This is a genomic window from Cryobacterium sp. TMT4-10, assembly GCF_004403275.1.
Lineage (GTDB): Bacteria > Actinomycetota > Actinomycetes > Actinomycetales > Microbacteriaceae > Cryobacterium > Cryobacterium shii.
Map to the genome: position 1 here is coordinate 15,958 of NZ_SOGU01000101.1, position 20,399 is coordinate 36,356.

The 20,399-nt window shown below is 64.2% G+C and carries 22 protein-coding genes; 14 read left to right on the forward strand and 8 right to left on the reverse strand.

Going from position 1 to position 20,399, the window contains the following annotated elements:
- Nucleotides 1–67: 67 nt before the first annotated feature.
- The 3 genes from E3T42_RS15520 (at nucleotide 68) to E3T42_RS15530 (ending at nucleotide 3,116) form a co-directional block, all read left to right on the forward strand.
- Complete coding sequence (locus E3T42_RS15520) at nucleotides 68–1,204, forward strand: 5-(carboxyamino)imidazole ribonucleotide synthase (RefSeq protein ID WP_134403316.1); 1,137 nt, start codon at nucleotides 68–70, stop codon at nucleotides 1,202–1,204.
- 86 nt (nucleotides 1,205–1,290) lie between these two features.
- Nucleotides 1,291–1,758, forward strand: coding sequence for a 5-(carboxyamino)imidazole ribonucleotide mutase (gene purE, locus E3T42_RS15525; protein ID WP_134364860.1), 468 nt, complete (start codon nucleotides 1,291–1,293; stop codon nucleotides 1,756–1,758).
- Nucleotides 1,755–3,116: an LCP family protein gene (locus tag E3T42_RS15530; protein WP_134403317.1), complete on the forward strand. Its 1,362-nt coding sequence runs from the start codon at nucleotides 1,755–1,757 to the stop codon at nucleotides 3,114–3,116. The genes purE and E3T42_RS15530 overlap by 4 nt, the downstream gene beginning before the upstream one ends.
- A 12-nt stretch (nucleotides 3,117–3,128) precedes the next feature.
- On the opposite strand, the gene E3T42_RS15535 is transcribed toward E3T42_RS15530, so the two are convergent.
- Genes E3T42_RS15535 through rfbB form a run of 3 tightly spaced genes read right to left on the reverse strand, consistent with a single transcriptional unit; the run spans nucleotide 3,129 to nucleotide 6,111 of the window.
- Nucleotides 3,129–4,274: a glycosyltransferase family 1 protein gene (locus tag E3T42_RS15535; protein WP_134403318.1), complete on the reverse strand. Its 1,146-nt coding sequence runs from the start codon at nucleotides 4,272–4,274 to the stop codon at nucleotides 3,129–3,131.
- Nucleotides 4,271–5,125 carry a dTDP-4-dehydrorhamnose reductase gene (gene rfbD / locus E3T42_RS15540; protein ID WP_134403319.1) on the reverse strand — a complete coding sequence of 285 codons (855 nt, stop codon included), beginning with the start codon at nucleotides 5,123–5,125 and terminating at the stop codon, nucleotides 4,271–4,273. Before rfbD ends, E3T42_RS15535 begins: the two co-directional genes overlap by 4 nt.
- Nucleotides 5,125–6,111: a dTDP-glucose 4,6-dehydratase gene (rfbB, locus tag E3T42_RS15545; RefSeq protein WP_134403320.1), complete on the reverse strand. Its 987-nt coding sequence runs from the start codon at nucleotides 6,109–6,111 to the stop codon at nucleotides 5,125–5,127. The genes rfbD and rfbB overlap by 1 nt, the downstream gene beginning before the upstream one ends.
- 72 nt (nucleotides 6,112–6,183) lie before the next feature.
- Between rfbB and E3T42_RS15550 the strand changes: the two genes are divergently transcribed.
- On the forward strand, nucleotides 6,184–6,792 hold the full coding sequence (locus E3T42_RS15550; protein WP_134364842.1) for a dTDP-4-dehydrorhamnose 3,5-epimerase family protein: 609 nt from the start codon (nucleotides 6,184–6,186) through the stop codon (nucleotides 6,790–6,792).
- A 2-nt stretch (nucleotides 6,793–6,794) separates the two neighbouring features.
- On the forward strand, nucleotides 6,795–7,658 hold the full coding sequence (rfbA, locus tag E3T42_RS15555; protein WP_134403321.1) for a glucose-1-phosphate thymidylyltransferase RfbA: 864 nt from the start codon (nucleotides 6,795–6,797) through the stop codon (nucleotides 7,656–7,658).
- On the opposite strand, the gene E3T42_RS15560 is transcribed toward rfbA, so the two are convergent.
- Nucleotides 7,655–8,542 (reverse strand): glycosyltransferase family 2 protein, encoded by an 888-nt coding sequence (locus E3T42_RS15560; RefSeq protein ID WP_134403322.1) that lies wholly within the window; start codon nucleotides 8,540–8,542, stop codon nucleotides 7,655–7,657. The genes rfbA and E3T42_RS15560 overlap by 4 nt on opposite strands.
- A gap of 69 nt (nucleotides 8,543–8,611) precedes the next feature.
- Between E3T42_RS15560 and E3T42_RS15565 the strand changes: the two genes are divergently transcribed.
- From E3T42_RS15565 to E3T42_RS15605, 9 genes are read left to right on the forward strand one after another with little or no spacing between them, the layout of a single operon-like run.
- Nucleotides 8,612–9,448 (forward strand): ABC transporter permease, encoded by an 837-nt coding sequence (locus tag E3T42_RS15565; RefSeq protein ID WP_134403323.1) that lies wholly within the window; start codon nucleotides 8,612–8,614, stop codon nucleotides 9,446–9,448.
- The gene (locus tag E3T42_RS15570) at nucleotides 9,445–10,191 is read left to right on the forward strand and encodes an ABC transporter ATP-binding protein (RefSeq protein ID WP_241976237.1); all 747 of its coding nucleotides are present in this window, start codon (nucleotides 9,445–9,447) and stop codon (nucleotides 10,189–10,191) included. The genes E3T42_RS15565 and E3T42_RS15570 overlap by 4 nt, the downstream gene beginning before the upstream one ends.
- Nucleotides 10,192–10,217: 26 nt before the next feature.
- Nucleotides 10,218–11,450 (forward strand): acyltransferase, encoded by a 1,233-nt coding sequence (locus tag E3T42_RS15575; protein ID WP_160141092.1) that lies wholly within the window; start codon nucleotides 10,218–10,220, stop codon nucleotides 11,448–11,450.
- Between the two features lies 1 nt (nucleotide 11,451).
- Nucleotides 11,452–12,546, forward strand: a complete 1,095-nt coding sequence (locus E3T42_RS15580; RefSeq protein WP_134403325.1) for an NAD(P)-dependent oxidoreductase — start codon at nucleotides 11,452–11,454, stop codon at nucleotides 12,544–12,546.
- Nucleotides 12,539–13,435: a glycosyltransferase family 2 protein gene (locus tag E3T42_RS15585; RefSeq protein ID WP_134403326.1), complete on the forward strand. Its 897-nt coding sequence runs from the start codon at nucleotides 12,539–12,541 to the stop codon at nucleotides 13,433–13,435. Before E3T42_RS15580 ends, E3T42_RS15585 begins: the two co-directional genes overlap by 8 nt.
- The gene (locus E3T42_RS15590) at nucleotides 13,416–14,507 is read left to right on the forward strand and encodes a glycosyltransferase family 2 protein (RefSeq protein ID WP_134403327.1); all 1,092 of its coding nucleotides are present in this window, start codon (nucleotides 13,416–13,418) and stop codon (nucleotides 14,505–14,507) included. The genes E3T42_RS15585 and E3T42_RS15590 overlap by 20 nt, the downstream gene beginning before the upstream one ends.
- Entirely contained in the window at nucleotides 14,414–15,196 is a 783-nt protein-coding gene (locus E3T42_RS17685) for a hypothetical protein (protein ID WP_134403328.1), read from the forward strand. The genes E3T42_RS15590 and E3T42_RS17685 overlap by 94 nt, the downstream gene beginning before the upstream one ends.
- Nucleotides 15,186–16,316 carry a DegT/DnrJ/EryC1/StrS family aminotransferase gene (locus E3T42_RS15600; RefSeq protein ID WP_370262645.1) on the forward strand — a complete coding sequence of 377 codons (1,131 nt, stop codon included), beginning with the start codon at nucleotides 15,186–15,188 and terminating at the stop codon, nucleotides 16,314–16,316. Before E3T42_RS17685 ends, E3T42_RS15600 begins: the two co-directional genes overlap by 11 nt.
- Nucleotides 16,317–16,324: 8 nt before the next feature.
- Nucleotides 16,325–17,290 carry a glycosyltransferase family A protein gene (locus E3T42_RS15605; protein WP_166805345.1) on the forward strand — a complete coding sequence of 322 codons (966 nt, stop codon included), beginning with the start codon at nucleotides 16,325–16,327 and terminating at the stop codon, nucleotides 17,288–17,290.
- Between the two features lie 14 nt (nucleotides 17,291–17,304).
- Here E3T42_RS15605 and E3T42_RS15610 read toward each other — a convergent pair whose 3' ends face one another.
- From E3T42_RS15610 to E3T42_RS15625, 4 genes are read right to left on the reverse strand one after another with little or no spacing between them, the layout of a single operon-like run.
- On the reverse strand, nucleotides 17,305–18,306 hold the full coding sequence (locus E3T42_RS15610) for a 3-oxoacyl-ACP synthase III family protein (RefSeq protein WP_134403331.1): 1,002 nt from the start codon (nucleotides 18,304–18,306) through the stop codon (nucleotides 17,305–17,307).
- Nucleotides 18,307–18,948: a NeuD/PglB/VioB family sugar acetyltransferase gene (locus E3T42_RS15615; protein WP_134403332.1), complete on the reverse strand. Its 642-nt coding sequence runs from the start codon at nucleotides 18,946–18,948 to the stop codon at nucleotides 18,307–18,309.
- Entirely contained in the window at nucleotides 18,945–19,763 is an 819-nt protein-coding gene (locus E3T42_RS15620) for an SDR family NAD(P)-dependent oxidoreductase (RefSeq protein ID WP_241976239.1), read from the reverse strand. The genes E3T42_RS15615 and E3T42_RS15620 overlap by 4 nt, the downstream gene beginning before the upstream one ends.
- Nucleotides 19,706–19,939, reverse strand: a complete 234-nt coding sequence (locus E3T42_RS15625) for an acyl carrier protein (protein ID WP_134403333.1) — start codon at nucleotides 19,937–19,939, stop codon at nucleotides 19,706–19,708. The genes E3T42_RS15620 and E3T42_RS15625 overlap by 58 nt, the downstream gene beginning before the upstream one ends.
- Nucleotides 19,940–20,399: the final 460 nt, after the last annotated feature.

Sequence of the window (20,399 nt, forward strand, 5' to 3'; positions counted from 1 at the left end):
GGTCCAGTCTGTTGCCTGAGAAAACACTTACCGGGCAGTGAACGGTCGCGGAGGAATTGGGGCACGGATGAATACCACTGTTGGCGTGATCGGCGGCGGTCAGTTGGCCCGGATGATGATTCCGGCCGCGGTGAATCTCGGCATCGAGCTCCGGGTGCTGGCCGAGGGCGAGGGGATGAGCGCCGGCCTGGCCGCCGTGCAGGTCGGCGACTACCGCGACCGCGACGTCGTGCTGGCATTCGCCGAGTCCGTCGACGTGATCACGTTCGACCACGAGCATGTCCCGCAGGAGATCCTGCGCGAACTCGTCTCCCGCGGGGTGGCCGTGCACCCGGGGCCGGACGCGCTCCTCTACGCCCAGGACAAGCTACTGATGCGGCAGCGACTGACCGAACTCGGCCTGCCGGTGCCCGACTGGGCCCGGGTGGAGACCGCCGCCGAGCTGGGCGAGTTTTTGGCCGGCCACGGTGGCCGCGCGGTGGTCAAGACGGCCCGCGGCGGTTACGACGGCAAGGGCGTGCGGCTGGTCAGCCACGAGCACGAGGCCGATGACTGGTTCGCCGCGCTCGCCGAGGACGGCAACGCGGGCGCCCTCCTGGTCGAGGAACTCGTCGACTTCCGGCGCGAGCTGGCCCAGCTCGTCGCCCGGCGGCCCTCGGGCCAGATCGCGGTCTGGCCGGTCGTGGAGACCGTGCAGAAGGGCGGCGTCTGCGCGGAGGTCATCGCCCCCGCGCCGGGGTCGGAGGGCCGGCTGGAGCAGGTCGCGGCCGACATCGCCGTGCGGGTCGCCGAGGGTGTCGGCGTGACCGGGATGCTGGCCGTCGAGCTCTTCGAGACCTCGGACGGACGGCTCCTGGTCAACGAACTGGCGATGCGCCCCCACAACAGCGGCCACTGGTCCATCGAGGGGTCCACGACGAGTCAGTTCGAGCAGCACCTCCGGGCCGTGCTCGACCTGCCGCTGGGGGCGACGGATGCCCGCGACCCCTGGACGGTCATGGTCAACATCATCGGCGGGCCGGGGGTCGGGGCGCTCTCGGAGCGGTTCCCGGCGGCGTTCGCGGCGCACCCGTCGGTCAAAGTGCACACTTACGGCAAGGCCCCGCGCCCGGGCCGCAAGGTCGGCCACGTCACCGCGGGAGGCTCCGATCTGGACGATGTGGTCTACCAGACGCGTGCCACTGCGGCGATCTTTCAGGACTGAGCCATAAGATCGACTCCGTGCCTGAGACTTCCGTGCCCGAAACCGCTTCGTCGGACGAATCCGTGACGCCCCTTGTCGGCGTGGTCATGGGTTCCGATTCCGATTGGCCCGTGATGAGCGACGCCGCGCAGCTGCTGCGCGACTTCGGCGTGCCCTTCGAGGTGCAGGTCGTCTCGGCGCACCGCACCCCGGAGAAGATGATCGACTACGGCAAGACCGCCCACGCGCGCGGTCTCCGGGTGATCATCGCCGGCGCGGGCGGCGCCGCCCACCTGCCCGGAATGCTCGCGGCCGTGACCACCCTCCCGGTCGTCGGCGTGCCCGTGCCGCTCGGCCGCCTCGACGGGCTCGACTCGCTCCTGTCCATCGTTCAGATGCCGGCCGGCGTTCCGGTGGCCACCGTCTCCATCGGCGGCGCCCGCAACGCGGGCCTGATCGCCGTTAAGGTGCTCGCCACCGCAGACGACTCGCTCCGAGTCAAACTGCTCGACTACGCGGAGGCCCTCGCCGCCCAGGTCGAGCAGAAGAACGCGGCCCTCCAAGCGAGACTATGACGAGCGCCAGCAGCCCGATCCGGAGACCGGACCTCGGTTCCCCCCAGGTGATGACCAAGCGGGCCTGGTGGCTCGTGGTACTCAATTTCGTGCTGCCCGGCTCCGTTCAGGTGTTGGCCGGCAGCCGCCGCCTGGGCCGGTTCGGCCTGCGGATGACGTTCACGCTGATCACCCTCGCCGTCATCGCCGGCGTGGTGTACGTGCTCTGGCCGACGGTCGTCCTCACGGTCTTCACGAACTCGATCGGCCTGTGGGCGGCGGCGTTGCTGCTCGCGGTCTACGCCGTGGTCTGGCTGGTCCTCACCCTCGACACCCTCCGGCTGGTTCGGCTGGTGCGGGCCGTCCCCCGTTCCCGCCCGGTGATCGCGGCCCTCACGACCGTGCTGATGGTGGCCGTGGTCGGCACGGCGGGCTACGGCGCCTACCTGGCGACGACGGCCAGCGGGTTCCTGTCGTCGGTCTTCATGGCCGGCCCGACCGAACCCCCCGTCGACGGCCGTTACAACATCCTGCTGCTCGGCGGCGATGCCGGACCCGACCGCGACGGTCTGCGCCCCGACAGCATCTCCGTGGTCAGCATCGACGCCGAGACCGGCCAGGCCAGCATGATCGGCTTGCCCCGCAACCTCGAGGACGTCCCGTTCTCGCCCGGGCCGCTGGCCGACCTGTACCCGGAAGGGTACGGCGCCATCGACGGCTGCGAGGTCGACGCCTGCATGCTGAACTCCATTTTCACCGAGGTCGAGCTGAAGAGCCCGGAGATGTACCCCAAAGCGGTCGACCAGGGCAGCGAGCCCGGAATCGAAGGCATGCGCGACGCCGCCCAGGGCGTCACCGGGCTGACGATCCAGTACTACGTTCTGATCGACATGCAGGGCTTCTCCGACCTCGTGGACGCGCTCGGCGGGGTCGACATCACCGTCGACCACCGGGTCCCGGTGCACACCGACGAAACCTTCACCGAGGTCGCGTTCTGGTTCGAGCCCGGCAGGCAGCACATGGACGGCTACCACGCCCTCTGGTACGCCCGCTCACGCCACGACACGAGCGACTATGACCGGATGGTGCGGCAGCGGCAGGTGCAAGAGGCGATCCTCGCGCAGGCCAACCCGGCCAACGTGCTGTCGAAGTTCCAGGCCGTGGCATCGGCCGGGTCCCAGGTCGTGAAGACCGACATCCCGCAGGGCATGCTCGGCTACTTCACGAACCTCGCGTCCAAGACCAAGAAGCTGCCGATCAAGTCGGTCGAACTGGTTCCCGACAACAACGTCGACCCGGAGAATCCCGACTACGACGTCATCCGCAGCCTGATCCAGGAAGCCCTGGCCCCGCCCGCGACCGACGCCCCGGCCCAGTAAGGGGCCGCCGGCCTACAGGTCGGCGTGCAGCAGCCAGACCCGCTCGGCGGAGTCGCGCCAGCTGAACGCGCGGCCCCGGTCGCTGCCGAAAATGCTCAGCCGGTTGGCCAGCGCGGTGTCGGTCAGCACCCGGGTCAGGGCCGCCGCGAGCCGCTCGGGGTAACCGGCGGCATCCTCACGCTCCACGGCCAGTCCGGCGTCGCCGGCGGCCTCGAGCAGGGCGGGCGCGTCGGAGTGGATGACCGGGATGCCCAGGTGGAACGCCTGGATCATCGGTCCGGCGAAGCCTTCCTCCAGGCTCGGGTAGACGAACACGGCGGCCCGGGAGATGACCACGGCGAGTTCCTCGTCGGTCAGGCCGTTCATCGCACGCACCCGGCCCCAGGGCAGGCCGGCCTCGTCCGCGACGGAGGCCAGGTCGAGTTCGCCCCAGGTGTCGGGTCCGAGCACGATCAGGGGAAGATCCGGGGATCCCGGCAAACCGAGGCCGGCGATCAGGGCCGTGATCGCCTTGCGCGGTTCCAGCGTGCCGACGGTGACGATGTACTCGGACGGCAGGCCCAGGCGTTCCGCGATGATCTCGGTCGCGGAGGAGTTCGACGGCAGCCGGAGGCCGCTTCCCACCCCGCCGCCGATCACGCGCACCCGGTCGCCGAAGTCAGCGATCTCTGCCAGCTGCTGGGCCACGGCGTGGCTGGGCACCACGACCGCATCCGCGTGCTTGCGGGCGCGCCGCACCATGGCCTTGGTCCAGGCCACGGTGGTGGGGGTGAGGGCTTCCGGATGCGTCCACGCCAGCACGTCGTGGATGGTCACCGCGACCTGGCTGCCGTCCTTGACCATGCTGTGGCGGCGCAATGGGGCCAGCAGCGACGGGGCGTGGATCATGCCGGACCCGGACGTGTTGGCGATGCCCAGCTGCCAGGCCGCGGCGAGCTCCCGGCGGGGAAGCGTGGTCTTGTGCAGGCCGGCCAGGCCGGGCAGGGCAGCCTCGATCAGGGCGTAGTGCTCGGCCGGGGAGGACGACACGATTCCCTCGACGTCGCACTCGGCCGGGGCCGCGGCGATCAGGGCCCGGGTCAGTTCTTCGGTGTAGCGTCCGATTCCGCCCGGGACCGGTGCGATCATCTGGTCCAGGACAACACGCAGGGTGGTCATTTGTCTTCGAAGATCCCCTGCTGAGCCGCCGCGGTGAGCGCCTCGCGCCAGTCGCGGATGGGGGCCAGGCCGGCAGAGGCCCAGGCGTCGTGCCCGAGCACCGAGTACGACGGCCGGGGGGCCGGCCGCACGAACTGCGAGCTGTCGGTGGGGGTGACGCGCGCCGGGTCGAGGCCGGCCGAGGCGAAGACCGCCTGGGCGAAGCCGAACCAGCTCGTCACGCCGGAGCTGGTGCCGTGGTAGATGCCGGCGGGCGCGCCGGAGTCGAGCAGGGCAACGATCTGCGCGGCCAGGTCGGCCGTCCAGGTGGGCTGGCCGACCTGGTCGTCGACGACGCTGAGGGTGTCGCGCGCGGCGGCGAGCTTCAGCATGGTCTTGGGGAAGTTCGGGCCGTGCTGGCCGTAGAGCCAGGCGGTGCGCACGATGTAGCTGCCCGTCGGGTGTCCCTGCAGCACGAAGGCTTCGCCGGCGGCCTTGGTGCGGCCGTAGGCGGAGATCGGGTCGATCGAGGTGTCCTCCGGGTATGGGGAGGTGGCCCTGCCGTCGAACACGTAGTCGGTCGACACCTGCACGAGCTTGGCCCCGGTGTCGGCCGCGGCCAGCGCCAGGTTGCGCGGGCCGGTCGCGTTGATGGCGTACGCGGCATCCTCGTTGGTCTCGGCATCGTCCACCTTGGTGTACGCGGCGGCGTTGATGATGACGTCGAAGCCGGTGGCCGCAGCCAGGACCGCGTCCTGGTCGGTGATGTCCAGCTCGGCGCGGTCGAGGGCCGTCACGTCGCGGCCCGCGAGGGCGGCCTGCAGGTCGCGGCCGAGCATTCCGGCCGCGCCGGTGATCAGGTACCGCGTCATCAGCTCAATGCCGCACGGGCCTTGAGCGGCTCCCACCAGGGGCGGTTGTCCCGGTACCACTGCACGACATCCGCGAGGCCCTGCTCGAACGGAACGAGGGGCGCGTAGCCGAGTTCGGCCTGGATCTTCGAGATGTCCACGGAGTAGCGCAGGTCGTGGCCGAGACGGTCGGCGACCCGGTCGACGTAGGACCAGTCCTTGCCGGTCGACTCGAGCAGCATCTCGGTGAGCTCCTTGTTGGTGAGCTCTGTGCCGCCGCCGATGTTGTAGATCTCACCGGCGCGGCCGCCGACGAGCACCATGGCGATGGCGCGGGTGTGGTCGTCCACGTGCAGCCAGTCACGGATGTTGTTGCCCTCGCCGTAGAGAGGAACGTGCTTGTCGTCGATCAGGTTCGTCACGAACAGCGGGATGACCTTTTCCGGGAAGTGGTACGGCCCGTAGTTGTTCGAGCAGCGCGTGATCGAGATGTTCAGGCCGTGGGTGCGGTGGTAGCTGCGGGCGAGCAGGTCGCTGCCGGCCTTGGAAGCGGAGTAGGGGGAGTTCGGCTCGAGCGCGCGCTCTTCGTTCCATGAGCCCTCGGCGATGGAGCCGTAGACCTCGTCGGTGGAGACGTGCACGAAACGCCCCAGGTCGTGGCGCAGGGCCGCGTCGAGCAGCTGCTGCGTGCCGAGCACGTTCGTCTCGACGAAGATCGACGCGTCGCGCACCGAGCGGTCCACGTGCGACTCCGCGGCGAAGTGCACGACGGCATCGAGGGAGGGGAAGAGCTCGTCGAGCAACGCTGCGTCACGGATGTCCCCGTGCACGAACGAGTACCGCGGCGACGCGGCGACCGGGGCCAGGTTCTCCAGGTTGCCCGAGTAGGTGAGGGCGTCGAGCACGACGACCTCCGCGCCTTCCAGGCCGGGGTAGGCGTCTTCGAGGGTGCGCCGAACGAAGTTCGAGCCGATGAAACCGGCTCCGCCGGTGACGAGGATCTTCATATGGAGGTAACCGTTCCGTTTGATGAAAGTGCCCCCGCGATTCTACCGGACAGCGCTTGGTAGACTTCCCCGGTGAAGATCCGCGAACTCTCCATCCCCGATTCCTACGAAATCACTCCGAAACAGTTCGGCGACGACCGGGGGGTTTTCCTCGAGTGGTACCGCTTCGACCGCCTCGAAGAGACGATCGGGCACCGCCTCGACATCGCCCAGGCCAACACGTCGGTGTCCAAGCGCGGTTCCGTGCGCGGCATCCACTTCGCCGACATCCCGCCGAGCCAGGCCAAGTACGTCACGGCCACGCACGGCGCGGTCCTCGACTTCGTCATCGACATTCGCGTGGGCTCCCCGACCTTCGGCCAGTGGGACAGCGTGCTGCTCGACGACACCGACCGGCGCGCGATCTACATCGCCGAGGGCCTCGGTCACTGCTTCGTCGCGCTCACCGACAACGCCACGGTCAGCTACCTCGTCACCGCGCCCTTCAACCCGGGCCGCGAGCACGGCATCAACCCGCTCGACGCCGACATCGGCCTCGTCTTCCCGCCCGAAGCCGGCGAACTGCTGCTGTCCCCGAAAGACACGGATGCGCCGAGCCTGGCCGAAGCGGCCGCCAGCGGCCTGCTGCCCACCTGGGCCGACGCGCGTGCGTTCTACGACTCCCTGAACGAAGGAAAGTAACAATGCGCGGAATCATCCTCGCCGGCGGATCCGGCACCCGGCTGTGGCCGATCACCAAGGCCATCTCCAAGCAGCTGATGCCCATCTACGACAAGCCGATGGTCTACTACCCCTTGTCGACGCTGATGATGGCGGACATCAATGAGATCCTCATCATCACCACGCCCGAGTACAACGATCAGTTCCGGGCACTGCTCGGCGACGGATCCCACCTCGGCCTGCGGATCGAGTACGCCTCGCAGCCGTCACCGGACGGGCTCGCCCAGGCCTTCATCATCGGCGAGGAGTTCATCGGGGACGAGAGCGTCGCTCTCGTGCTCGGCGACAACATCTTCCACGGCGCCGGCCTGGGCTCGGCACTGCGCGGCAATGCCGACCTGGTGGGCGCGCGGATCTTCGCGTACCACGTGAGCAACCCCACCGCCTATGGCGTGGTGGAGTTCGACGAGAGCATGACCGCGCTGTCGATCGAGGAGAAGCCGACAAAGCCGAAGAGCAATTACGCGGTGCCCGGCCTCTACTTCTACGACAACTCGGTCGTCGAGATCGCGAAGACCATCGAGCCTAGCGCGCGCGGCGAGCTCGAGATCAGCACCGTCAACGAGCGCTACCTCGCCCAGGGCAACCTGCATGTGCAGGTTCTCGACCGTGGCACCGCGTGGCTGGACACGGGCACGTTCGAATCGATGATGCAGGCGTCGGAATACGTGCGCGTGATCGAGGACCGTCAGGGCTTCAAGGTCGGCTGCATCGAGGAGATCGCCTTTCGGGCAGGCTGGATTGACAAGGCTCGACTCGCTGAGTTGGCCGCCCCGCTCGTCAAGAGCGGTTACGGACGCTACCTCTTGGGTTTGCTGGGCAACTAACGGAGCACTCGTCGCTCTTCGATCCGGGCGCGGATGGATAGCCCGGTGGAAAGCACCAATCGCAGGGGGAAAAGCACGGGTCCGGGGTACTTCTTGAAGAGGAACCTCTTCGCGCTGTCGTGATGAGCCCGGATCATGCGTGCGGACTCGCCCTGAGTGGAGTGTGCGCCGGTATGGACGACAACAGCGGACGGCTCGTAGACATTGTGAAAACCGAGCTTCCCGATCCGATAGCCGAGATCGACGTCTTCGAAGTACATGAAGTAACTCTCATCGAATCCGTTCAACTGGTCGAAAACGGATCGCCGCACCAGTAGGAATGCGCCAGACAGCCACCCGGCGTCCCTCCGAACCAGCTCGGCACCCGTTTCCCGTCGGTAGCGACGCGTCCACGGGTTCCCCTGCCACAGATTCGCGAAGAGGGCGTGCCCGACTCCGGACCTCAGTGAGGGAATCGTGCGCGCCGACGGGTAGACGTCGCCGGCCGCGGAGAGGATGCGCGGGCCCACTGCACCGATTGATGAATCGCCGGTTACCGCGGCGAGGAGCACGTCGATCGATCCTGGTTCAGCCGTGACGTCGGGATTGCTGACCACGACCCATTCGATCTCCGCAGGAAGTCCCTTGACGGCCTCGTTGATCGCCTGGCCATAACCTCGATTCGAAGCCAGCGGCAGGTACTCAGCGCCGGCGAGAGCGGTCATCGTTGCGATGGCATTCGAACCCTGGGACGGTTTGTTATCCGCCACGATCACGCGCAGAGGGACATCGGCTGCCGCTTCCAGAGACGCGAGGAACGGGCCGAGAACTTCTTCCGACCCATAGCTCACGGTTACGACTGCGACACGGGAGGAATCTAGGGGAGTGTGGGGTTCGGTGGCCATAGGGACTCAATCATAGTTCTAGGCTAGATTGATCTGCGGCCATACCGACCGGCCGCCCAGTGAGGTTACATGCGATACCTGAAGGAAGTTCTCGCTTCGCGAGAACTTCTGGCCAACTTGACTCTTCGTGAGATCAGAGGCCAGTACAAGCGCACTGTCTTCGGGCAGCTGTGGTCTCTCGTCAACCCGCTTGCGACGATGCTCGTCTACACGATTGTCTTTGCATTCATCCTGAGGGTTACGCCGCCCCCCGGTGACCCGTCCGGGCTCAATATCTTTCCCGTCTGGCTCTTGTGTGGGCTCCTCCCTTTCACGTTCTTCTCGGCCTCGGTACAAACCGGTATGGGTTCCATCCTTGCTAATGCAGGCCTGGTGCAGAAGGTCCATTTCTCGAGAATCGTTCTACCGCTTTCGACTGTTGGTTCGATTGGATTCAACTGGCTGTTCGAAATGGGTGTCCTGGTCGCCGTTCTTCTGATTTGCGGTGCATGGGTTCTGCCCTGGTTGCCGTTCGTCCTGCTGATGATGGTGATCCTGGCGGTTTTCGCTGCAGGCCTGGTGCTCGTCCTGGTGATCGCGAATGTGTATTTCAGGGATACTCAATATTTCGTCGGTATTCTCATGCAGATATGGATCTACATGACGCCCATCATCTATCCCATCTCGCTGGTGGAGGCGCAGTCCGCGCGTATTGGGCCCCTTATGGGCACAAACGTCACGGTTCTTGATATCTACCGATTGAATCCCATGGAGCGGTTCGTGGCGGTCTTCCGGAACCTGCTCTATGACAATCGTTGGCCAGAGGTGAACGATGTCTTGTTCTGTGCCGTATCCGCGGTTGCCGCCTTGGCTGTCGGCCTCTGGGTATTCCGGCGCAATGAGAAAGGTTTGGCTGAGGCACTGTGAGTGACATAGCTGTGAAGGTGGATGGGCTGAGCAAGAGCTTCCGCCTGTATCACGAGCGAAACCAGTCCCTGAAGTCGACCATCATGCGTGGTCGACGCTCCGTCCACGAGGATTTCTGGGCGCTGAAGGATATTTCATTTGAAGTACCCACCGGTTCGACATTCGGACTAATCGGAAGCAACGGTTCAGGCAAATCCACGCTGTTGAAGTGCCTTGCGAAGATCTACTACCCGGAAAAGGGGACGATCACGTCGAGAGGCCGTCTCGCCGCACTTCTGGAGGTGGGTTCCGGGTTCCATCCCGAGCTTTCCGGAAGGGACAATGTTTTCCTTAACGGTTCGATTCTGGGCATGTCCAAGAAGGAGATCACCCGTAAGTTCGATGAGATCGTCGACTTCTCCGGGGTCGAGCAGTTCATTGACCAGCCGGTCAAGAACTACTCGTCAGGGATGTATGTGCGCCTGGGCTTCGCGATCGCGATCAACGTCGACCCGGACGTTTTGGTCGTGGACGAGGTTCTCGCCGTCGGAGACGCGGAATTCCAGGAGAAGTGCAGGCTCAAGTTCGTCGACTTCAAAGAGGCGGGTAAGACCGTCATTCTCGTCAGTCACTCCATGTCGACTGTTCAGGACATGTGTGACCACGCAGCTTGGCTCAATCACGGTGAACTCGTTACGGCGGGCGAGGCCACCCCCACCATCAGCGCTTATCTCGACTCGCTTTCCTTTGGAGGAAACCTGTGACGTCCCTTCCTGGCACCGCGGCTCCAGTGAGCGAGAAGGAAAAAGTGCAGATCTCGATTTCCGAGGCTCTGGGCGGCCACAGGAACTCCCTGGGGCTGATCCGCCTGATCCTCGCGTCGGTGGTGATCTTCGACCATGCTTTCCCACTCGGCGGCTACGGCGCGGACCCCTTTTTTCGGCTCACCCGAGACCAAGCGTCGCTGGGTAGCCTGGCGGTCGCCGGCTTCTTTGCCATCAGCGGATACCTGATCGCGAAGAGCGGGATGTCCTCGGACGTCGTTCAGTTCCTGTGGCGACGTGTCCTCCGGATCTTTCCTGCGTATTGGACTGTTCTCCTCCTGACCGCCCTCGTGATCGCACCCATCGTCTGGGTCACCACGGGCCACGCCATCTCGAACTACTTCACCCTCGCCCCGAACAACCCGCTGAACTATTTCACGGCGAACTGGACGCTGAACATTGGCACCTACGGCATCTATGACATCTTTGCGACGACGACTCCGTACGGACGCGAGGTGGGAGCGAGCGTCTTCAACGGTTCAATCTGGACGCTGATCTACGAGTGGCAGTGCTACCTGCTCATCGGCGCGGGAGTGGCATTCGGTGTCTTCTACAAAGCGAAGATCCTGGTGCCGATCGTGACGATGCTTCTCTTCGTGATCCAAATCGTGAACGTGACGAACCCCAGCGGTCTGGCGGCGATTGCGCCTTACCTATCGGACACGCAGCGGATCACGCTGACCTTCACATTCATGCTCGGCGCCTCCATCGCCGTCTACTCCAAAAAGATCGTGTACGGAAACGGTCTCGGGATACTTTCTGGCCTGGTCCTGCTTCTGAGCCTTCGCTATGGCGGTTTCATGACGATCGGCGTCATCGCGGGAACGTATTTCGTGCTGTACCTCGCCGCCAGCCTCCCGCGTCAGGTGCAGTGGGTTGGATCGAAGAACGACTATTCCTACGGGGTCTACATTTACGGATTCTTGGTACAGCAAGTCACGGCCCATCTCGGATGGTACAAGTTCGGATACTTTCCCTATGCGCTGATCGCCCTGGTACTCACCTTTGGCTGCGCCTGGTTGAGTTGGCATCTTGTGGAGAAACGCGCGATGGCTCTCAAAGACTGGGGCCCCGGCAGAGGCTGGAGCCACTGGTTCGACAAGGCGAGAAGCTTGCGGCCCCTCCGTACCGCACAGCCAGTACCGGTAACGTCTACCGTGGCCCCCGTGCCCGTTGTTTCGCAAATGAAGGAAGATTAAAGTGACTGCAAAGAATTCCTCGACAGTATTGGTGACGGGCGGCGCGGGCTTTATCGGCAGCGCTTTGTCTCAGAAACTGGCACAGCAATATGACCGGTGGGTGGTCCTCGATTCCCTGCACCCTCAGGTTCACGCGAGCGGTTCGCGGCCGGCCGACCTCCATGAGTCCGCCGAACTGATCGTGGGGGACGTGACGGACCCTGCGGTCTGGGATTCGGCTCTGGCCGGCGTGAAGCCGGACATCATCATCCACCTCGCCGCCGAAACAGGGACTGCTCAATCCCTGCATGAAGCCAGCCGACACGCCTTGGTCAACGTGGTCGGGACGACCGAGATGCTGGACGCACTGGGTCGCACGGACCACCTTCCGACCCACATCGTTCTGAGCAGCAGTCGCGCCGTCTATGGGGAGGGCCGATGGGAGAAAAGCGACGGAACGGTTTTCCGTCCGGGTCAGCGCTCTCACGCCCAGTTCGAGGCCGGACAATGGGATTTCCCTGACGCTACGGGACTAGCGAGCCTTGCGGCAGAGAGCGTTCCGGCTCCGACGAGCGTGTACGGAGCAACGAAGCTCGCCCAGGAGAACATCCTCTCTGCGTGGGGCGGATCGCACGACGTGCGCATCTCCATTCTTCGCCTCCAGAACGTATATGGACCGGGTCAGTCCCTCATCAACTCGTACACGGGCATTGTGTCCCTGTTCTCCCAGTGGGCTCGGGAAGGCAAAACGATCCCACTGTACGAAGACGGTCAGATCGTTCGCGACCTGGTCTACATCGAGGACGTGGCTGATGCCTTCGTCGCGGTCCTCAAGCGCCAGTCCGGTGCCCCCCTGCCGGTGCTCGATGTCGGGTCAGGAGTTGCGACGACGATTGAGCAGCTGGCGCAGGCGATCGCGGACTACTACGGTGCCCCTGCTCCTGTGGTGAATGGCGCGTACCGAGATGGAGACGTGCGTTTCGCTGCCTGCGTCATCGATGACACGCTTCGTGAACTTGAGTGGACCCCACGTTGGAGCGTGGAACGCGGACTCGCTGCACTTCAGGCGTGGATTGGGTCAGAGCTGGAATCCAAGGTGGGCATCGCTCGTGCCTGACGTGCGCAGTCTCGTTGTACAGTCCGTTCTTTTCGGGAACGCGCCTCGGGAAATCGTGCGAGCGGCGGAGGCCGTGGCAACGTCCGTCAAGTGGGCTCGGGCAGAGGGTTTGATCGGCGAATGGTCCCTGCTGCTCGGAGATTGCAGTGACGTCGAAGTTCTCGACGCGTCTCACCAGGCGGACATCCGGTCTCTGGTCCTCGACCAGGGTGGGTCGTTCGAGTACCACGTTTTTGGGGCGAACCTGGGTTCCGCCGCCGGTCACAACGCGCTTGCGCCAAAGGCCGTCTCAGATCTCATACTTATCCTCAATCCGGACGCTGTGGTCGCACCCGACGCCGTTGAAGCTCTGGCGCGCGTGGTTGTCGGCTCAGTCGGTATAGCCGAGGCTCGCCAGGTCCCCCTGGAACACCCCAAGGATTACGAGGTGGCGACAGGCAACACAAGTTGGGCCTCGACAGCCTGCGCTCTGACGCCGCGGCTCGCGTTCGACCGTGTGCACGGCTTCGACTCGAAGACCTTCTTCCTGTATTGCGACGACGTCGACTACTCGTGGCAGCTGAGGCTCGCGGGCTATCGGGTCGTGTACGAACCGGCGGCACGGGTCTTCCATGACAAGCGCCTGACAGTGACCGCCGACTGGCCTGCCAGCAGTGCGGAAGTCTACTTCTCGGCAGAGGCGGCTATCTTTCTGGCACACAAGTACTCGCGCCCAGATCTGGTGTCAAAGCTCGTACGCCAATTCCGCGCGGAGGGGACCGAAGTCGCTCGGAAAGTGGTCGAGAGCTTCGAACGCAGACGATCAGAGGGGACACTGCCGCTCCCGGTGGATTCCTCCCACACAGTTGCACAATTTATCGGAGGCAACTATGCCGTCCACCGTTTCTGAGGCAGTCGCCACCGTGCGCACGTCATCGATCTCCGGGCTGGTAGATCACCTGCTCTCCGAGCCTGCGATTGACCCCCGCCTTGCGAGCGCCTTGCACGCAGTCCAGGAAGCGATCGCTGAGCCGGTCGCCGACGGGCCGTTCCTGAGCGTCCTGCTCAGAACTCAGGGGCGCCGGCTGGAGCCCATCAAGGATGCCCTTCTCTGCCTTGCCGGGCAAACGAGCCAGGACTTCGAGGTCATCGTCATCGACCACGACTCCGACCCGGTCGGCGCCGCAGCGGTGCGGAAGATCATTGCCTCGCAGCCGGCGTCCTTCGGCGGACGGATCCGCATTCTGGAGGTCAAAGGCGGGAACCGCGCGCGGCCGCTCAACGCGGGCATTCACGCTGCGACGGGACGCTACATCGCCGTCTTTGACGATGACGACCTCCTATTCGGGAATTGGGTTGCCGAATTTGAGCGTGTTGCGGAGACGAGCAGCGGCCGGTTGCTGCGTGGGGTGGTCGCCGTCCAAAACGTCGCTCCTGAGAAATGGCCCCAGGCACAGGAAGGTTTTCGAACCATCTCCTGGCCCAAGGCCGCCTACCCGCGGGAGTTTGACCAGCTCGCTCACTTTGAGGTCAACTACTCCCCATTCATGTCGTGGGCCTTCCCCCGGAGCCTTTTCGTCACCTACGGGCTGGAATTCGATGAGGACCTCACAGTGTGTGAGGACTGGGACATGATTCTGCGAGGGTCCACCATGTGCGGCGTGGATGACGTCAATGCTCTCACCGCCATTTACCGTCGTTGGGAAGGCGGAGCGTCCTCTTATACCGACCATTCGAAGGACTCGTGGGCCTGGTCTGAGGCTCGGGTCTGGGAGAAGCTCGACGGGTCGACGCTGGTGCTACCGTCTGGAAGTGTCACGGATGTGCGGTGGCTTCTGGCGGGTCGAGGAGCCCGCAACGAGCTCAATGCATTGGTCCACAGTCCGGCATGGAGGCTCGCGAGACCCCTCCGGGGCTTCGTACGTGCGGTCCGATATGGACGCGCCCTTGCCGGCAAGGCCCGGCGACGTGTGAGGTGGTAGACGGCCTCGCGCCCACCACACGGCCGGGCGCTGACGTCCCACGTGGTCACGCTCAAGCCACGGCCCGGCCGACCCGGGTACTTCTCGGTGATGGGGGACTCGCGGCCGAGGTTCTGGAATACGGCGGCTCAGTGAGCTCCGCCTACCGGGCCGTCACTGGCCACTACCTCGACGACGCACGTCCATGGCAGGTCGACGTCGAGGCATCGAGTCCGGACCTGTACGTGTTGCCGGTGACGGCGGCCGTGGGTGCCCCCGGCCTCCGTCGGGAGCTGGTCCACGCTTGGGCGGGAACCCAGTACACCACGATCATCGCCCCCAGCGCATACGTTGCTTCCAGCGCTTCGCTCGCGGGGGGTTGTATCGTGGCGCCGCATTCTGTTGTCTCGTCATTCGTCCGGCTGGGCCGGCACGTCGTTGTCAATCCGGCCTCGACGATCGGCCACGGTACGGACATCGGTGACTATGTCACCATCTCTCCGGGGGTGCACGTTGCGGGGAGATGTGTCTTGGGGCATGGAGTGTTCCTGGGGATCGGGGCAGTCGTGTCCAGCGGAGTATCCGTCGGCTCCGGGACAATTCTCGGGGCGGGCGCGGTATTGCTCACAGACGCCGAGCCCGATTCCGTTTATCTGGGGATTCCGGCACGCAGGGTGCGTGCCAGTGAGGACTGGTTACGTGTCATATAAGGTTCCATTCATTCGGCCGTCGTTCCCTCGGGCAGAGGACATCGCGGCCGACATGGGCCGGATCGTCGAGGCGAATTGGTACACGAACTTCGGTCCCTACGAACGGGAATTCTCGGAGGCCGTCGCGTCCTATGTCGGCCCGGGATTCAAAGCGGCCACCTTCGCCAATGCCACATTGGGGCTTATGGCGGCCCTATCCGAGGTCATCGGACGTGGCGACGGCTCGAAGTTCATCATCGTGCCGTCCTTCACCTTCGCGGCAGGTCCTCAGGCAATCGACTGGTGCGGTTACCAGCCACTGTTCATCGACGTCGAGGCGGACACGCTCCAGCCTGACTTGGTGGCTGCCCAGACGGCGCACGCCGAGTTCGGGAATCAAGTCGCGGGCATCCTCTTGTGCAACACGTTCGGGATCGGCAATTCCCGGGTCGACGAATGGGACCGCTGGGCGCGGGAAACTGGACTTCCGCTGGTCATCGATTCGGCGGCCGGATTCGGTTCTGACTATGCCGACGGCTCGAAGGTCGGGCGCGCGGGCGTGTGCGAGGTGTTCTCGTTCCACGCTACGAAGCCCCTGGCAGTGGGGGAGGGCGGCGCGGTGGTCTCTTCAGATGTTGATCTGGTGTCCCGCCTACGCTCGTTCCAGAACTTCGGTTTCAACGCTTCCGGGGGTGGGGCGACGTCGCTTGGACTGAACGCCAAATTGCAGGAGATCAACGCTGCGATCGGGCTGCGACAATTGTCCACGCTCGACCGCGCGCTGACAACGCGACGAACCGTCGTGAATCGATACCGTGACGAGTTGCCGCGGCCCTTTTTCCGCTTTCCCCAGCAGATCGAGTTTTCGTCGGTGTGTTTCGCGACGGTTGGCCTGCCGGATACTGCCAGCCAGAAGCGAGCGCTCGCCCTGCTCCAGAGCGCGGGTGTAGAGGCCAGGAGCTACTATTCCCCGGCCGTGCACCGGCAGGACTACTTCAAGACTTCAGCACGCATCGGATCCCTGCCCGCCACCGAGCACGCTGTGGCGACGGGTATTTCTCTGCCCGTGCACCAGGACATGGATCCCGCTGACGTCGACCTAGTGATCTCGACCCTTCGCGCTCTGGCAGGCCTGTCATGAGTCGGCGGATGGGCAAAATTCGTGACGCCATCGTCAACCAGCTGGTCGGCGTGAACGTGCGGACGACCACGGCGGCTTTTCACGAGTATTTGGAGTACGAGGAACTCCATCGCGGCGAATGGCGTGCCCCCTTGGAGCACATGAAGGCTGCAACCCACGAGGAATTCGAATATCTCCGGCGCCGCATGGTTGCCCAGACCGAGGTTCTTCGTCGGCAGCTGGACGACCTGGAGCGCCTTCGCAGCGAACTGGCGCAAATTCGGCGGACTCCGCAGTACGCAATGGTTTTCCAGGACCCGGAGCCCCTGGTTTCCGTCCGAATCGCTTCGTACAGCAAGACCGAAGAACTGATCGATGTCGCGTTGGCCTCAGTCCTCGCGCAGACCTACGAGAGATTCGAGATTGTCGTGGTCAATGACGGCCCCAACGAGCGCACGCGCCGTGCAATCGCGGCTCTCGGCGATTCCCGGATCAGCTTCCACGAATTGGAGCAACGTGGTTCGTACCCGGAAGATTCGCGCAGTCGCTGGATGGTGGCGGGGACTCCTGCCGCTAACCGTGCGGCCCGATTGTCGACCGGGTCGTGGATTGCGCCGTTGGACGACGACGACGAGTTCACTCCCGACCACATCGAGAAGCTGGTGTCTCTCGCGCGATCCCAGCACGCCGAATTGGCGTACGGAGCCCTCGTCCAGAAGAACCTGGTCACCGGTGACGAGGTGCGGATCTGGAGCGAGCCTCCGATGATCAGCCAGTTCAGTTTCCAGGGGGCGCTTTACTTGCGCCAACTAGCGGATGTCTTTGAGTACAGCATTGATGCCTGGCTCCTGGACGAGCCGGGGGACTGGAACCTCATCCGGCGGATGACCCAGGCCGGTATTTCGATGGCAGCGACGTCTGACGTCGTGGCAACAATGAACATGATCCCGTACACGCACAAGGATCTGCCTTTGGAGCCGACGGACCAGACCTAGGCGACGGCAATCTCCTACCACTCCAGGATCAAGCCGCCCCAGGACAATCCCACGCCGAAGCCCAGCAGCAGGACCCGCATGCCATCGCGGAGAGCGCCCTGCCGCACGGCTTCGGCCAGGGCGATGGGGATCGAAGATGACACAGTGTTGCCCGTCGTTTCCATGGACACGAAGAACCGGTTTTCATCGATCTCGAGCTTCTTCCGCAGGTGTTCGAGCATGAACGAATTCGCCTGATGGAAAACGAACAGGTCGATATCGCCCTTCGCGAGACCCGCCTTGTCGAGGATCCGATCGACGGACGACGGAACGACGCGGATAGTGAAGTTGAAGATTTCGGGGCCATCCATGAACAGGTCGTAGCCGTTGCTCGTCTGGTCACCTGTGAGGGCAGCGTCGTGGCCCACGGCGCCGGTCCGGAGCCCTCCATGGGGAACCATAAGGTGTCGTGCTCCCGAACCGTCGGTGCCGTAGGTAATCGCCTGGAGCGACGCAGGCACTCCGTCGCTACTTACGAGGGTGGCGGAGGCGCCGTCCCCGAAAATGGTCCGAACGGACTTATTGTCCGCATTGATGAACTTGCTGTACGTGTCGGCGGTGATGATCATGACCCGGTCCGCCTGACCGGACTCGATCAGTCCCTTCGCGAGCCCAAGCGAGTAAATATACCCCGAACAGCCAAGATTGACATCGATCGCGCCGACTCTGGTGTCCAGACCGAGTCGATCCTGGACGACGCAGGCCGTCGTGGGCAGGAAATAGTCAGGGCTTTGCGTGCAGACGATCAGATAGTCAACGCTTGCCCGGTCGATGGCGTGTTCGTCGAAGAGGGCTGCTCCTGCTCCGACAGCGAGATCCGAGGCGAATTCGTCTGCGGCGGCAATGTGGCGGGTGTTGATTCCCGTCTTCTTGGCGATCTTGTCAACGCTCCACTCGGGGAAATCCCGGGTCAGATCTTCATTGGTCAGCGTACCCGTCGGCAGGAAGTAAGAGACGCATGAAATTTTGGCTGGCATCTATCTGCGCTCCCCAATGGGCCGGGCGGGGTTGCCGAAGACCGTCGATCCGGTCGCAACATTTTTGAGAACCAGTGATCCGGCGCCGACGACGGCGCCGGCACCGACCTGCTTTCCGGGGAGGATCGTGACCGCGGTGCCCAGGAATGCCGAATTCTCGACTGTCGCGGCTCCGAGAAGGTTGCACGCCGGGCTGATCGTTGCGAAATCGCCGATGGTGACATCGTGTCCGACAACGCAGTTCAGGTTCACGTGAACGTGGGACCCCAGGCGGATGTCACTGCTAAAGATCGACCCCGGGCACAGGATTGAGCCCGGACCCACGGTGACGTTAGCCCCAATGATGGTCCGATCGTGGACGAAGGTGGCGAATCGTGCCCCCCGGGCAGCGAGCCGCTCAACCACGACGCGGCGGGCCGCTGGATCTCCGATGGCGCACAGGACGAGGTCGCCCTGGCCAGGCTCATACCCGTCGAAGGTCGCGATGATGGGCGCGCGCACCGGCACCTCCGGTTCGTAGTCGTTTAGGAAGACAATCGAGCCGATGTCCTCCTGCTCGCGGTAGGCGGGCGACGAATCGACCCACGTGTGCACCTCGCGGCCGAAGCCGCCGGCACCGACAATAACCAATCGCGTACTCATTGCGCCGTGTAACCTCCGTCGACAGCGATGACCGATCCGGTGATCCACCGGGAGGCATCGGAAAGCAGGAACAAAATCGTGGCGGCAACGTCCTGTGGCGTACCCAGACCGAGGGGATGAGCCAGACGGATGCTCTCAAAGGCCTGCGGCCCGATGGTGCGCGCGAGGTTCTCGGTCATCTCGGTCTCAACGATTCCGGGGCACACCGCGTTCACGCGAATGTCCTGCCGGGCCAGTTCGAGAGCAAGGGATTTGGCCAATGAGACCAAGGCGCCCTTGGACGCCGAATAGACGCTCGTCCCGGCCTGACCGACAAGGCCGAGGCTTGAGGAGAGTAGGACGATGCTCGGGGCCACCTTCTGAACCTGCCGATGCCTGAACCCCTTGGCCAACATGATGGCGGCATTCACATTGACGTCCATGACTCGACGAATATCCGTGGGTTCAACTGACGCCAAAGGCCGTGCGCTGTGGAGACCGGCGCAGTGCACGATTGCGTCGAGGCCTTCCATCGACCGGGCGATTCCCTGCACAAGGACGGGGATTCCTTCCAGATCGGAAAGGTCGTACTCCACGGACGAATGGCCTGTCCCTCGAAGCCGGGCCATGGCGTCCGCGAGACGGGCGGAGTCCCGGGCCAGAGCAACCACGCGGCCGCCATGATTGGCAATCTCGATCGCTGTCGCGAGCCCGATGCCACTGCTCGCGCCTGTTACCAGGACGCGCTTGCCCTCGATTCCGAGAAGGTAGCGGATGTTTACATCACCGTTTGTGCGTCGGCGACCAGCGCTAGCAAGTCCTGTACGGTCTCGCAACGAGCCAGCCCCTCGGCGTCGAGGGGCACGTTGAAGTGAGAATCGACCGCCGCGATGAAACTGAGGTTGGCAAGGGAATCCCAATCGAGCTCAGACAGCTTCTGTTCGGGAGAGACCGTCCCGGCAGGTACCTCGAGGGTGTCTTCAACGATCTGCATCAAACTGGGCTGGTCCACGGGGGCTCCGTCTTCATGCTGCGCTCGCGCGCCGGTCGAGTGTCAATCAGGTAAGACTACCAGTCGCCCTTTGGCCGCACTCGGTGTCTGCTTAGGCTGTGTGCGGCCCCGCCTGGCCGAATGTCGAGCAACACGCCCGGTATGCACGGCGACTTGTTGCGCCGTACGGTAACTTTGGAGGGCGTAGGCTGGCGAATCGGGGATAGGTGTGGCTACAAGAACCAAAGTACTTCTCTGGGTGGGTGGCACAGCCTTGGGGATCGCCGCAATCGGCGGCATCACGACGCTCGCAATCAACGCCTCAGGGGGCGAAGGTTCGACACCGCCCAGTGAGTTCACGATGCCCCCGGTCACCCGGGTTCCGTTGGTCTCGCCAACTCCGCTGCCCCTCCCGACGTCGGCGGACACGGCCCCGGGATCGTCGCAGCCGACCACTGTTGATCTCTCTTCAGTGACGTGG

Coding starts and splice junctions, on each gene's coding strand:
- E3T42_RS15520 (WP_134403316.1), top strand. CDS start 68: ATGAATACCACTGTTGGCGTGATCGGCGGCGGTCAGTTGGCCCGGATG.
- purE (WP_134364860.1), top strand. CDS start 1,291: ATGGGTTCCGATTCCGATTGGCCCGTGATGAGCGACGCCGCGCAGCTG.
- E3T42_RS15530 (WP_134403317.1), top strand. CDS start 1,755: ATGACGAGCGCCAGCAGCCCGATCCGGAGACCGGACCTCGGTTCCCCC.
- E3T42_RS15535 (WP_134403318.1), bottom strand. CDS start 4,274: ATGACCACCCTGCGTGTTGTCCTGGACCAGATGATCGCACCGGTCCCG.
- rfbD (WP_134403319.1), bottom strand. CDS start 5,125: ATGACGCGGTACCTGATCACCGGCGCGGCCGGAATGCTCGGCCGCGAC.
- rfbB (WP_134403320.1), bottom strand. CDS start 6,111: ATGAAGATCCTCGTCACCGGCGGAGCCGGTTTCATCGGCTCGAACTTC.
- rfbA (WP_134403321.1), top strand. CDS start 6,795: ATGCGCGGAATCATCCTCGCCGGCGGATCCGGCACCCGGCTGTGGCCG.
- E3T42_RS15560 (WP_134403322.1), bottom strand. CDS start 8,542: ATGGCCACCGAACCCCACACTCCCCTAGATTCCTCCCGTGTCGCAGTC.
- E3T42_RS15565 (WP_134403323.1), top strand. CDS start 8,612: ATGCGATACCTGAAGGAAGTTCTCGCTTCGCGAGAACTTCTGGCCAAC.
- E3T42_RS15590 (WP_134403327.1), top strand. CDS start 13,416: ATGCCGTCCACCGTTTCTGAGGCAGTCGCCACCGTGCGCACGTCATCG.
- E3T42_RS17685 (WP_134403328.1), top strand. CDS start 14,414: ATGGAGGCTCGCGAGACCCCTCCGGGGCTTCGTACGTGCGGTCCGATA.
- E3T42_RS15605 (WP_166805345.1), top strand. CDS start 16,325: ATGGGCAAAATTCGTGACGCCATCGTCAACCAGCTGGTCGGCGTGAAC.
- E3T42_RS15610 (WP_134403331.1), bottom strand. CDS start 18,306: ATGCCAGCCAAAATTTCATGCGTCTCTTACTTCCTGCCGACGGGTACG.
- E3T42_RS15615 (WP_134403332.1), bottom strand. CDS start 18,948: ATGAGTACGCGATTGGTTATTGTCGGTGCCGGCGGCTTCGGCCGCGAG.